The organism is Bacteroidota bacterium (assembly GCA_008933805.1).
In the GTDB taxonomy this organism is placed as follows: domain Bacteria; phylum Bacteroidota; class Bacteroidia; order UBA8524; family UBA8524; genus SB11.
On record WBUH01000005.1, the window covers coordinates 17,895 to 30,833 of the forward strand.

The following is a 12,939-nucleotide window of genomic DNA, read 5'->3' on the forward strand; positions in this document are numbered from 1 at the left end:
TCATAAAAGCCTAATTGTCAACCGACAACGCCTTTTATAAACACTTTAAAATAAAAAAGCACCCTTGTGGGGTGCTTAGTATCTTAAAAAGGCAAAAGCCTTAAATTAAAACCTCTCTAGTTGTGAGAAGAAGAAATTACCTTCAATAGCGGCATTTTCGTCGCTATCGCTACCGTGTATTGCGTTAGCATCAATGCTTTTTGCATACAGGTTACGGATAGTACCGGGTTCAGCTTTTTGAGGGTCAGTGGCGCCAATTAGCTTACGGAAATCTTCAACTGCGTTGTCTTTTTCCAAAATTGCAGCTACAATAGGTCCGCTGCTCATAAAATCAACCAACTCTTTGTAAAAAGAGCGTTCTTTATGCACCTCGTAAAATTGTCCGGCCCTTTCAGGGGTAAGGTAGGTGTACTTCATGGCTTTGATAGCAAAGCCGGCTTCAGTAATCTTGTTCAAAATGTTGCCTATGTGGCCGTTCTTCACGCCATCAGGCTTAATCATTGTAAATGTCTGGTTGGTAGCCATTCTTCTTAAATTTTCCGCGAAATTATGATTTAATCTTCATTTTAGCGACATTTGCGCCAAATTTAAAATTACGTGAACGCCGCATCGAGGGTAAAAGAAATTCTAGAAAAAACGCGCTCGCCGCGCATTGTTATCACCACCCACCACAAACCCGATGCCGACGCATTAGGCTCATCGCTGGCCTTGTATAACTTTTTCAAAAAGCTGGGGTACTTCACCACTGTTATCTCGCCTACTGATTATCCTTCGTTTTTAAACTGGATGCCGGGCGAAGAAAAAGTTTTTGTGTACGAGTTTCATCCTGAAAAATGCCGCGATTTTGCATTGAACGCCGATATCATCTTCTGCCTTGATTTTAACTCTTTAAAACGTATTAACGAGTTTGGTAACGATGTGCGTGAAAGCAAAGCGGTAAAAGTGCTTATTGACCACCATCTTGAAAAAGAAGGTTTTGAAGATATTGACCTTTGGGACACTACTGCCAGCTCTACCGCTGAGTTGATATACCGCTTTATTGTTGATTTTGGCGGTAAAGAGCACGTAGATAAAGACATTGCCGGATGCTTGTATGCTGGTATTATGACCGATACAGGTTCTTTCCGTTTTGATAGTGTTAAACCCAACACCCACCGCATTGCGGCTGAATTGTTGGAAACCGGTGTTGAGCACTGGAAAATACACAACCACATTTTTGATAGTTTCACGGCATCGCGTTGGCAATTTGTAGGCTATATCCTTAGCAACAAAATGGAAGTGCTGGAAGGATTGAACACAGTAATAATAACAGTTACTGCCGAAGAGTTGAAACAATACAACATAAAAACGGGTGATACCGAAGGATTGGTTAACTTTGGCCTGAGTATTAAGGGCATCGAGTTGGCCGTGTTGATAGTTGACCGTACTGTGTTGGTGAAGATGAGTTTTAGAGGCAAGGGACGTTTCCCTGCCAATAAATTTGCCCGTGAGTTTTTTGAAGGCGGCGGCCACTTTAGCGCAGCAGGCGGACAATCAAGCCTGTCGTTAGAAGAAACCGTTGCCAAGTTTAAAAACGCAATTGTTAGCTACAAAGAATATTTAACTTAAACCGCATAAATGAAAATTAACACCCTTGCAGGCCTTTTTGCAGCACTGCTTATTGTTGTTACAAGTGCTTGTAACAAAGGTTTTAGAACCACCGACGAAGGTCTGAAATATATGTACCTTGTAGAATCTGACACCAGCGAAGTAGCCGGTGAAGGCGGGTACTTAAAATTCCATTTCGTAATTAAAAGTGCTACCGATTCATTAATCAACAGCACTTACCAAAATGGAGCTTTGCCAACTGAAATGTTGGTGCCTCCTCCTACTTACGATGGATGTTTGTTTGGCGGTCTTGCTTTGCTAAAAGGCGGTGATAGCGTTCAGTTTAAAGTAGTGGCTGATTCATTCTTCTCTAAAACAGCTCGCGGCACAATGCCTCCGTTTGTAAAAGCAGGTGAAGAAATTACCATTACTGTAGCAGTAGTAGCCAGCAAAAGCAAAGAAACTTTTGATAAAGAACAAGCTGATAAAAAGCAAAAAGAAGTAGAAGAAGCTCAAAAAGTATTGGTAGCTGAAACTAAACAACTTGAGCAAGCTGCTAAAATGTATGGTGTTGCTGATAAATTACAGCGTACTCCTAGCGGTTTGATGTATGTGAAAATGAAAGAAACCACCGGCAAAACTGCTATAAATGGTGATGTTGCAGGGTTCTTCTACCGTGGTACATTCTTAGACGGTAAAGAGTTTGACAGTAACATTGGCAAAGAAGCCTTTACGGTAGCAGTTGGCCAAGGCGGTGCTATTGCAGGCTGGATGGAAGTAGTTGATAAGATTAAAGTAGGCGAAAAATGGATGCTGTTTGTACCCTCAAGCCTTGCTTATGGTAAAGAAGGTGCTGGTCCGATAGGTCCAAACACCCCGCTTATTTTTGAAATGGAGTTGAACAGCATTAAAACTGCTGAGCAAATACAAAAAGAACGCGAAGAGAAAGAAAAGAAACTGAAAGCCGAAGAAGCTCAAAAAATTTCATCTTTCTTAAAGAAGAAAAACTACAAAAACCTTCAAAAACTAACCATTGGTGAAGGTACAGTACATTACGTGATTGAGAATGCCGGTATTGGCGGTTTGCCAATGGAAGGCGATAACATCAGCGTAAAAGTACGTGCGTTTGATTTGGACGGTAAAGCAATTGCTGACCTTACTATGGAAAACCCTCCTGTAAATGGTCCGTTAAGCAAAAACATGTTGCCTCCTGCTATGTACGAAGTAATGCTGAAAATGAAGAAAAGCGGCACTGCCCGTTTTGTTTGTGCATCTGAGTACTTCCAAGGCAGCCAAGGCGGCGGTGCAATACCTCCCTTCACTCCTGTAATGGTTGAGCTTGAATTGTTAGACATTTCAAAAGAAGCTCCCAAAGGTGCTGCTCCCCAACATGGTAACTAATTAAAATCTCTATGATACTTAAAAAAGGCAGGCTACTACTAACCCTCGGGTTGCTGCTCAGTAGCCTGCCTTTTTTTGCTCAAGATACTATCAGCGGCAGTGCTGGCATACAGGTAGTTTTTAAAGAACACGGCTCAGGCCTTAGCCTTGCCGGAAAAAAATTTGCCAATTGCCATTTTGTAATAAAAACCCAACAAGGTGTTGAGATTAAAAACACCTATAAACAAGGCAGCGCTCAAGTAATTTCGTTAGTTGACGACCCCTGGAAACAGGCATGGATAAACACCCTACGCTTGCTTAAAGTGGGCGACGATGTGCGCATAAACATCCCCGATACAACAGTTGTAAAATACTGGCAGGCGTTTTTACCTACCCAGCCTTTTAAGCCATTCCCGCTTCAAATACGTTTTTTGGTGTTAGGCACTTATGATGAATTACCCCCCGATGTAGTGGTGGTTGATGATAAACAAACCAAAATACCGCCTCCGTTTAATATTATCGGTAAAGACACCATAAAGCTAAAAAGCGGGTTGAAATACATAATAGCGCACGATAACCCCGAAGGCGATCAAGCCTACAACGGGCGTACGGTAGAGGTGCATTACACAGGCTATTTTGAAGACGGCAGCGTTTTTGATGCTTCGTACCCTACGGGGCATACGTTTAAATTTATACTGGCAAACGCCCATGTAATTGCAGGTTGGGATGAGGGCATACGTTTGATGAAAACCGGTGATAAATTCCGCTTTATCATTCCGCCTAAATTGGGTTACGGTGATAAAAAAGAGGGCTTGATACCGCCCAATAGTACCCTTATATTTGATGTTGAACTGATTTCTGTTGATTAATACCTTTTATGGCTGATAAAAAAATATTGATAACCGGTGGTGCCGGCTTTATAGGCTCACACGTAGTGAGGTTGTTTGTAAACAAATACCCTAACTACCAAATTTTTAACCTTGATAAACTTACTTACGCAGGCAACCTTAAAAACCTGACGGATATTGAAAACAGCCCTAACTACACGTTTGTAAAAGCTGATATTGTTGACGGGGAAGCCATGAAACGTTTGTTTGAAGAACATCGTTTTGACGGGGTACTGCATTTGGCTGCCGAATCGCACGTTGACCGCTCTATTACGCATCCTTTGGATTTTGTGAATACGAATGTAATTGGTACGGTTAATTTGTTGAACGCTGCCCGCGATGTATGGAAAACCGACGGTATGGAAAGCAAACTGTTTTACCATATTAGTACGGATGAGGTATACGGCTCGTTAGATGAAGGTGGATTTTTTTACGAGACTACCGCCTACGACCCGCAATCGCCCTACTCTGCTTCAAAAGCCAGCAGCGACCATTTTGTACGTGCCTATAACAATACCTACAAACTGCCGATTGTAATTACTAATTGCAGCAATAACTACGGCCCTAACCAGTTTCCTGAAAAACTGATACCCCTTTGTATTAACAACATTCTTAACAATAAGCCATTGCCCATTTACGGTAAGGGTGAAAACGTACGCGATTGGTTGTACGTGGTTGACCACGCCCGCGCTATTGATGTGGTATTTCACCATGGAAAAATGGGTGAAACTTATAACATCGGCGGTTTTAACGAGTGGAAAAACATTGATTTGGTGAAGGTGATTTGCCGCGTGATGGATAAGAAACAAGGCAATCCTGAAGGTACGGCTGAAAAGCTGATTACCTACGTTACCGACCGTGCCGGCCATGACCTTCGTTATGCGATTGAAGCCCATAAAATAATGAACGAACTGGGCTGGCAACCATCATTACAGTTTGAAGAAGGGATTGAAAAAACCATTGATTGGTACCTTGCCAACAAACAATGGATGGAAGAAATTACCAGTGGTGATTACATGAACTATTACGAGAAGATGTACTCTTCTCGATAAGATACAGAGAGACCGCTTTAATGTCTTTCTGAGCGATAGCGAAGAACCTTATTACAACTGTGTTAACAAAACTGGATAAAATGCTTCCTTCGTCGGCATGACAGCGGCAAGTGCGGCTGCCCTGTCCTGAGCCTGTCGAAGGAGTGCGGCTGGCTAAGATTTACAATTACCAATAACTGCGTATTAACGGCTATGAAACAATACGTTGTTTACATATTACGATGCGCGGATAACTCCTATTATATTGGGTTTACAACAGATGTTGAGAGACGGCTTGCCGAACACCAAAATGGCAAGTACGAACGTGGTTATACATTTAGTCGCAGACCTGTTAGGTTGTTATATTTTGAATATTACGCAACCAAGCTACAGGCTACTTTGCGTGAAAAACAGTTGAAAGGTTGGAGCAGGGCTAAAAAGCAGGCTTTGATTGCTGAGAGCTATGAGCGTTTAGAACGCTTATCAAAAAACTATACCCAATTTCTAAAACTGTAAAATCATGGAGAGCTAATTGAGTCACGCCAGCCGCACTCCTTCGGCAAGTTCAGAACTTTGCCGCGTACTCTTCGGCAGGCTCAGGACAGGGCAGCCGCACTCTTTTGGAAAGCTCAGGACTTTGTCGCCGCACTTGCCGCTGTCATGCTGACGAGGGAAGCATCTTATCCAGTTTTGTTAACACAGTTGTAATAAGGTTCTTCGCTATCGCTCAGAAAGACAGGGAGGGTACTGATAGCATTCCGTCATTCCCGCGCAGGCGGGAATCTATCCACTAAAAAGTTGTGTATGATAACAACCAACCGCACTCCTTCGACAGGCTCAGGACTTTGCAGCCGCACCCTTCGGCAAGCTCAGGATTTAGCAACCGCACTCTTTTGGAAAGCTCAGGACTTTGCTGCCGCACTTACCGCTGTCATGCTGACGAAGGAAGCATCTTATCTCGCTTTGTTAACACAGTTGTAATAAGGTTCTTCGCTATCGCTCAGAAAGACAGGGTGGGTGCTGATAGCATTCCGTCATTCCCTCGCAGGCGGGAATCTATCCACTAAAAAATTGTGAATGACAACAACCAACCGCACTCCTTCGGCAGGCTCAGGACAAGTCAACCGCACTCTTGGCAGGCGTAAGGTAAAGCGGTTGCGAAGGCATTTGTGAAAAGAAGCAAATAAAAAACCCCGTTGCTACTGATGAGCAACGGGGTTTTAGTTTTATACGGATTAACTAATTTCTGATAACCTGATAATTAGGCATCAATCTTAGCGTACTTAGCGTGGCTTTCAATAAACTCACGGCGGGGGGGTACTTCATCACCCATCAACATACTGAAAATGTGGTCGGCCTCTGCAACACTTTCCAAAGTAACCCTTTTCAAGGTACGTTTTTCAGGGTTCATGGTAGTTTCCCACAACTGTTCAGCGTTCATCTCACCCAAACCTTTGTAACGTTGCACGTTCACGCTTTCCAGCTTACCGTCTTTGGCTATTTCGCGCACCGCAGCTTCGCGTTCAGTCTCAGTCCAGCAGTAACGCTCTTCTTTACCTTTTTTCACAAGGTATAGCGGTGGAGTTGCAATGTAAATATGCCCAAAATCAACCAACGCCTTCATGTAACGGAAGAAGAAGGTCAATATCAGTGTACGGATGTGGCTACCGTCCACGTCAGCATCCGTCATAATAATCACTTTATGATAACGCAGCTTCTCAATATTCAGTGCCTTTTCATCGTCGGGAGTACCAATGGTTACGCCCAACGCTGTAAACATATTCTTTATCTCCTCGTTCTCGTAAATCTTATGTTCAAGGGCTTTTTCAACGTTCAAAATCTTACCACGCAAGGGTAAAATTGCTTGGAAGTTACGGTTACGGCCTTGTTTAGCTGTACCGCCTGCTGAATCACCCTCAACCAAAAATATCTCACATTTTCCGGGGTCCGATTCTGCACAGTCTGATAATTTACCGGGCAAACCTGCACCACTCATAGCACCTTTACGTTGTACCATTTCGCGGGCTTTACGGGCCGCATGACGGGCAGTAGCTGCCAACACCACTTTATTAATAATAATACGGGCTTCTTTGGGGTTTTCCTCAAGGTAATTGTTCAGCATATCGCCCACACATTGGTCAACAGCTCCCATCACCTCGTTATTACCCAGTTTGGTTTTGGTCTGACCTTCAAATTGAGGTTCAGCCACTTTTACTGAGATAACACCGGTTAAACCTTCGCGGAAGTCATCCCCGCTAATTTCAAATTTTACGTTTTTAAGCAAGCCTTCTTTATCGGCGTATGCTTTTAGGGTACGGGTAAGCGCACGGCGGAAACCCGCAACGTGTGTACCGCCCTCAATGGTGTTAATGTTGTTTACATACGAATGCAGGTTTTCGCTGTATCCGTTGTTGTATTGCAACGCTACTTCAACAGGCACGCCTGCTTTTTCACCTTCCACATATATCGGTTCCGGAATCAGTTTTTCGCGGGTACCGTCAAGGTAGCCTACAAATTCTTTCAAACCTCCTTCTGAGTAAAAGGTTTCTGATTTTACAGTACCGTTTTCGTCTTTTTCACGCTCATCGCTGATGGTAATGCGTATGCCCCTATTTAGGTAGGCAAGCTCACGCATACGGGCACTCAGCGTATCAAAATTATATTCTGTACTGGTAAAAATTGAGCCATCGGGTTCAAAATAAACCTCAGTACCGCGTTTTTCGGTATCCCCGATTATTTTTACATCGTATTGGGGTCTACCCTCGTTGTATTCTTGTCTCCAAATCTTACCATCACGATATACAGTGGCGCGCAACAATGTACTTAGTGCGTTTACGCAACTAACACCCACACCGTGCAAACCGCCCGATACTTTGTATGTATCTTTATCAAACTTACCACCGGCGTGCAATACCGTCATTACCACCTCAAGGGCGCTGCGGTTTTCTTTTGTGTGTATTCCTGTAGGAATACCGCGACCGTCATCAAGTACGGTAATCGCGTTGCTTTCATGTATGGTAACAAAAATGTTTTTGCAATACCCTGCTAATGCCTCATCAATAGAGTTATCTACTACTTCATATACCAAGTGGTGCAATCCCCTTACTCCGGTATCGCCAATGTACATCGAAGGGCGCTTACGCACCGCTTCTAAACCTTCAAGTACCTGAATATTATCGGCACCGTAATCTTTTTTTTCCATAGCTGCTTCACTCATATCTCTTTTATTGAAAAATAGTCTGTAAAAATACCTCTAAACGCTGAATATTCAAAGGTTTGCAAGGGTTTTAAGTACCCAATTATCCACGCGCTTGTGGATATGTTTTGGCAGTCAGTAATAGCACCGCCCTATACATGCAAATGTTATGCTAGAAATGTACTTATGAAAACTTATGCCATATCCGTAAAGTGTAAAATTATGATGGTCATTTCTTAAAATACCCTGCAATTTTCTACCTTTCGCCTCAGGTTTTATCGTGGTATGAAAAAAACGGTTTTTAGTTTCTTCTCAATAGTTTGTTTCTTGGGGGCTTTTGCACAAAACGACTCCATTATTACGGTGCATGAATGGGGTACTTTTACTTCGCTTACCACTTCGGGCGGAAAACAACTCACAGGGTTGTACCTTGACGAAGAGGCACTACCTCCTTTTGTATATAATTTGGATATGCGCGGTGCTACGGATTCTCAAGCCAAAATAATCACCCCGAAAAACTGCGAGTTGAAAAACGTAACCGTGAAAATGGAAACGCCAGTGCTATACTTTTATTCGCCCAAAGAAATGGATGTGAAGGTAAAAGTTGGGTTTAAGGGCGGGCTTATCAGCCAATGGTACCCGCAACGCAGCGGGGGCAGCGAAGGTATTACTAAATGTACTAAACCCATTGATTTTACAGGCGGTGCGCAAGAAGGATTTATTGAGTGGGCCGGACATTTACAAAAACCGGGCATTGCTGAAAAATATACCGAACCGGCACTAAACAATCCGGTATGGATGAGCCCGAGGGCTACAAAATCAAACCTGATAACTACAAAAGACACCCTTGCCCAAACTGAAAAGTACTTGTTTTATAGAGGCATTGGCAATTTTGAGGTGCAAATGAAAACCTATTTTAACGAGCACGGTTTGTTTGCAATTACTAATAACAATAGTAACGATGAGGTTTTGTATGCGATGGTATATCACAAACCTATGAACGGCCCTGCTGAAATTTGGTGGGCTGGCAGCATGGGCAAGGGAGTGATGGTAACCATGTACCCCAAAGCGGTGCAAGGATTGACGGTGGAACGGGTGAAAACCAACTTTAAAAATGCGTTGGTAGCTGCTGGTTTGTATAAGGATGAAGCGGAAGCAATGCTGAAAACATGGCAACACAGCTATTTTGATGTACCCGGCTTAAAGGTATTTTGGATTGTACCCCGCCCTGTTACCGATGCCATTTTGCCGCTACAAATAGAGCCGTTGCCGCTTAGTACACAACGGGTGCTGGTAGGCCGTAGCGAGGTACTTACTCCCAATTTTGAAGAGTTTATCTATCAGGTGTACCAAAATGCAAGTGAGGATGTGTTTTTTGGCGACCGATATATTGCAGCTTACCGTGAGTGCCATGAGCAACAAAAAACCAGAACCCGCATGGAGGATAAAACCACCGAAAAGTTGTATGCCTATCCCAACTACTTAAACGGCAAGGTGCATGTGATTGCAAAGGTGGCGGCCCCCGAAGGCGACAGTGTGCAGGTGGAAATGCAAACCGTAGCTGGGGTATCTGTAAGTAGCCAAATGGTTGCGCTGAACAAGAAAGGGTACTTTTATCACCCATTTTATTACCTTGGCCAGCCTGCGGGTGAATACGTTGTAAAGGTGCGCTACAAAGACCGCATGCTTACCGAAAAAGTATTGATTAAGTAGTGGGTTGCTAAAAGCCCCCGTACTTAATGGTTACTATTAAACCTATGTAAGCCAAAACTATCAACATGGCAATTATAAAGACTGTTATAAGGGTAATACGCAACCAAAACAGTTTTTGCGGATGTATATCTTTACCTAAAGTAAGGTACTTATAACCTGCAAACAAGAACAACGCTATTATGAGTCCTATAAATACCATTGTATAAACAATGGATGCGTATGGGTTAACAATTTCCATTGTGTATTAATTAGAAAAGTAAGTAAAATAGCTGTTGGGCTTGCGATACGGGTATGCATAATCAACGTAAGTTGCATCCGCATCTTCAACCAAAACTGGCATCCCCTCGTATTGCTTTTTAGCCATTATTACTGATTGAGATACCCAAAATTGGTGATCCACATAAAACTCCTCTGAGAAATCATGCTTAAGGGATAGCGTTAGAAAGTTTCTGAAACTAACCGGACTGTTTTCTTTGGTAAATGCCACCTCATGCACCTTTGTTGTCCCCCTTTTTTTATAGCTTTTACTTACTACTTTCTCATTCGTGCCTTTGGCGTGGATAGGAGGACTGATATTGAATTTAGACATTGTAACAGCTGTACGAGGCGGGATAAAAGTTATCTGCTCCTGTTGGGTCATTACGCCTTGGGTATAGTATTTTCTTTGTGAATACGCAGATAACCACGAAATATTATAGTCGGCCGTGGTTTGTGTGTTGATTATTATATCGCCGTCCCAATAATCCTGTTTTTGCATACCACGGATAAACGCGCTACGTTTCCAGTCTATGTACAAGGGTACATTTGATTTGTTAAACACAATAAACGATAGTTGTCCGTTTTTGCCATAGGTGTTATACACTATTTCAAACGTATCGTTGCTATAGCGCAGTAAGGTATCTTGTTGGGCGAAATCAGCGTTTACGGTTAATACCTGCACCTGATAGCTGCAAGCCGACCAAACCAGTGCGGCAGTGAATGCTAATAATAGGTTTTTCATTTTTGCGCAGTTAAAATACTCCCTATAAATTTATTATAGTCGTCCTTCATTGGCAGCTCAAAATCAACTTTAATCCTTTTCTTAATCGAGACCACTTTGTCCTTAGTTTTAGGATTATAACCTTCCTTTTCAAATTCCTCCCAATACAATCCAGTGCCTCTTTTTTGCCAATTTGGTAGTGTATTGAAGTTTATTCCCCCATCAAACAACAGCTCATTCTTTTGGGCGGTTGTTAGTCTCTCAATTTGCTTCGTTGCTTCGTTTTTTGTTTTGTTTTGCCCGCGCAACATCCAATAGCAGTGAGCATTAAGTGCATTCCTATGCGCATCCTCATGTCTCCATCTAAAATAATCTATCACTAGTTGCTCATTGGGAAACTCGCACACCCTACAATCAAAAGTTGCCAGTGTATTCATCAGTAAAGAGAATTTTGCACTTGCTTCACCAGCCAATATAGAGTTTATTTTTCGATGTTTCCTGCCAAAAGATGCGTCCCCGAGGTCAAACAATAATGATATTTCATCGCTTTGTGTATAGCCATATATCACTTTAAACCCGCTCTCCATAAGGTGTTGAACGGTAGCAACCATTGCGTCCCTAAACCTACTGTCAAAAGGGGCGTCTAGTTCAAGAGTTTCTTTGGTTAATTTGGTAAATCCCCTGCCATCAATCCTTGCAACAATATACATATCCGGCAATACACATACATCGTGAGCGGTTTCATATACCCGCATCTTTTTATCTAAATCATCAAACTTCATTACTCCAATCCGATATAATAAATTCGTTATTCTTTAATTCAACGTAATATAATTCATCAAACCCCTCATCAAATGAAGGCGTCTCAAGCTTTGAATATGTGCCCCGCAAACCTGCGTCCGGTATCCGTTGCTTCCCCTCTCTGGTAGCATTTCTTTGTAAAGCATCAACTAATTTTGATTGAAAGTAATACCCTACCACTCTGTAGGATTTTTGCTTAGCCCTGCCTATATATAGCTCTCTCTCCTTTACTGTAGGGTTTGTATTATCTACTACAAAAGGCATTTGTGTACTTAAACAATACTCTAACAATAAGTTTTCCCTGTTTCTTGTTTTGAGCAAATCAAGCGATATACGTAAATGTGTATGGAAAAATCTTTCTTTGAAGAAAGATGATTTTCCTGTTGCCTGAAGACCGCAAAATAGTATTGCCTGCATATCAATAGCCAAAATAGAAATCTTCGGCCAGTTTTAGTTCATAGCTGCTGATAAAATTCGACAAATGAGGGATAATAGGGTATTCTTTTTTCCAGCGGTACTTCTTCCATCGGTATTTGTCTACCCATTCTTTTACAGGATAATCGCGATAAGTGACTTTTTTTAGCAAGCCGTTGCACTTGTACTTCATTGCCCACGTTTCGTACTTCTCTACGTTTTCGTGTTTGCGGTTGGCTTGCAACATCCGCCCCTTTTTATCATAGTCAAAAGCCATCACAATTCTTTTGCCTGCATTGCCAATAAACACCGTATCAATAAGTCCTTGCGCGTTTCGGTGGTAGTTTTCAGTATACTCCCGTTCTGGTAGTGCATTAAACTGTGAATAGTAGTAGGCAAACCTCCGTCCGGTAATATTCCCCGCAGGGTCGCGGTAAAAAGTAACACGCTCAAAACAGGTAGTATTTTCGGGCAATTCAACGCCCTTTTCAGCAGGCTTTTGATTGACAATCTTACACACCGTACCCAAATACACCTTCTCAACGCTTTGTAACAGCTTATTTTGATAGATGTAGGTAGTAGTCAGCCCGTAATCGCTACGATGGCTTATCAGGGTATCATCCCCTTCCCAACCGTACAAATAATTATAAATATGCCGCACGCCTGTTGCCAGTTGTAACGATACCTCGCGGGTTACATGACCTGTTATACTGTCATAAAAAAACTCCGATTTGGTAAGCCATCCGTCGTTGGCAATTACCACATAGCGACGTCCGACGGTATCTATTCTAAATCCCAAGCCCCATCCGGGGGTTTCATTCTGTCCGCCGTTGCTGTAGTTGTATTTTACCAACGCCTCCAAATAAGGGCCATTGTAGGCTGCTTGTCCCATGCAGCACACCGTAAACAAACTAAAAATAAGCAGGTAAAAGGTCTTTGTCCTGTTCATTG

Annotated in this window: 14 protein-coding genes; 7 read left to right on the top strand and 7 right to left on the bottom strand. The window is 42.6% G+C overall.

Annotated elements, in window-relative coordinates; translation table 11 throughout:
• Positions 1-105 precede the first annotated feature (105 nt).
• Positions 106-525: a nucleoside-diphosphate kinase gene (locus F9K23_06290; protein ID KAB2916805.1), complete on the bottom strand. Its 420-nt coding sequence runs from the start codon at positions 523-525 to the stop codon at positions 106-108.
• Between the two features lie 72 nt (positions 526-597).
• Between F9K23_06290 and F9K23_06295 the strand changes: the two genes are divergently transcribed.
• The 6 genes from F9K23_06295 (at position 598) to F9K23_06320 (ending at position 5,952) form a co-directional block, all read left to right on the top strand.
• Positions 598-1,608 (top strand): bifunctional oligoribonuclease/PAP phosphatase NrnA, encoded by a 1,011-nt coding sequence (locus F9K23_06295; GenBank protein KAB2916806.1) that lies wholly within the window; start codon positions 598-600, stop codon positions 1,606-1,608.
• Between the two features lie 9 nt (positions 1,609-1,617).
• A complete protein-coding gene (locus F9K23_06300; GenBank protein ID KAB2916807.1) occupies positions 1,618-2,988 on the top strand; it encodes a hypothetical protein in 1,371 nt (456 codons plus the stop codon).
• An 11-nt stretch (positions 2,989-2,999) separates the two neighbouring features.
• Complete coding sequence (locus F9K23_06305; GenBank protein KAB2916808.1) at positions 3,000-3,836, top strand: hypothetical protein; 837 nt, start codon at positions 3,000-3,002, stop codon at positions 3,834-3,836.
• 8 nt (positions 3,837-3,844) lie between these two features.
• Entirely contained in the window at positions 3,845-4,906 is a 1,062-nt protein-coding gene (gene rfbB / locus F9K23_06310) for a dTDP-glucose 4,6-dehydratase (protein KAB2916809.1), read from the top strand.
• Between the two features lie 192 nt (positions 4,907-5,098).
• On the top strand, positions 5,099-5,401 hold the full coding sequence (locus F9K23_06315; GenBank protein KAB2916810.1) for a GIY-YIG nuclease family protein: 303 nt from the start codon (positions 5,099-5,101) through the stop codon (positions 5,399-5,401).
• Positions 5,402-5,685: 284 nt separating this feature from the next.
• The gene (locus tag F9K23_06320; protein ID KAB2916811.1) at positions 5,686-5,952 is read left to right on the top strand and encodes a hypothetical protein; all 267 of its coding nucleotides are present in this window, start codon (positions 5,686-5,688) and stop codon (positions 5,950-5,952) included.
• 194 nt (positions 5,953-6,146) lie between these two features.
• Here F9K23_06320 and gyrB read toward each other — a convergent pair whose 3' ends face one another.
• On the bottom strand, positions 6,147-8,102 hold the full coding sequence (gene gyrB, locus F9K23_06325; GenBank protein KAB2916812.1) for a DNA topoisomerase (ATP-hydrolyzing) subunit B: 1,956 nt from the start codon (positions 8,100-8,102) through the stop codon (positions 6,147-6,149).
• Positions 8,103-8,366: 264 nt separating this feature from the next.
• Here gyrB and F9K23_06330 point away from each other — a divergent pair, with 264 nt between their 5' ends.
• Positions 8,367-9,794 carry a hypothetical protein gene (locus F9K23_06330; GenBank protein ID KAB2916813.1) on the top strand — a complete coding sequence of 476 codons (1,428 nt, stop codon included), beginning with the start codon at positions 8,367-8,369 and terminating at the stop codon, positions 9,792-9,794.
• 7 nt (positions 9,795-9,801) lie between these two features.
• Here the strand turns inward: F9K23_06330 and F9K23_06335 are convergent, their stop codons facing one another.
• Genes F9K23_06335 through F9K23_06355 form a run of 5 tightly spaced genes read right to left on the bottom strand, consistent with a single transcriptional unit; the run spans position 9,802 to position 12,937 of the window.
• Entirely contained in the window at positions 9,802-10,032 is a 231-nt protein-coding gene (locus F9K23_06335; protein ID KAB2916814.1) for a hypothetical protein, read from the bottom strand.
• Positions 10,033-10,038: 6 nt separating this feature from the next.
• On the bottom strand, positions 10,039-10,794 hold the full coding sequence (locus tag F9K23_06340) for a hypothetical protein (GenBank protein ID KAB2916815.1): 756 nt from the start codon (positions 10,792-10,794) through the stop codon (positions 10,039-10,041).
• The gene (locus F9K23_06345) at positions 10,791-11,555 is read right to left on the bottom strand and encodes a guanylyltransferase (protein KAB2916816.1); all 765 of its coding nucleotides are present in this window, start codon (positions 11,553-11,555) and stop codon (positions 10,791-10,793) included. Before F9K23_06345 ends, F9K23_06340 begins: the two co-directional genes overlap by 4 nt.
• Positions 11,545-11,991 carry an ATP-binding protein gene (locus F9K23_06350; protein ID KAB2916817.1) on the bottom strand — a complete coding sequence of 149 codons (447 nt, stop codon included), beginning with the start codon at positions 11,989-11,991 and terminating at the stop codon, positions 11,545-11,547. Before F9K23_06350 ends, F9K23_06345 begins: the two co-directional genes overlap by 11 nt.
• Position 11,992: 1 nt before the next feature.
• Positions 11,993-12,937, bottom strand: coding sequence for a hypothetical protein (locus F9K23_06355; protein KAB2916818.1), 945 nt, complete (start codon positions 12,935-12,937; stop codon positions 11,993-11,995).
• Between the last annotated feature and the right edge of the window lie 2 nt (positions 12,938-12,939).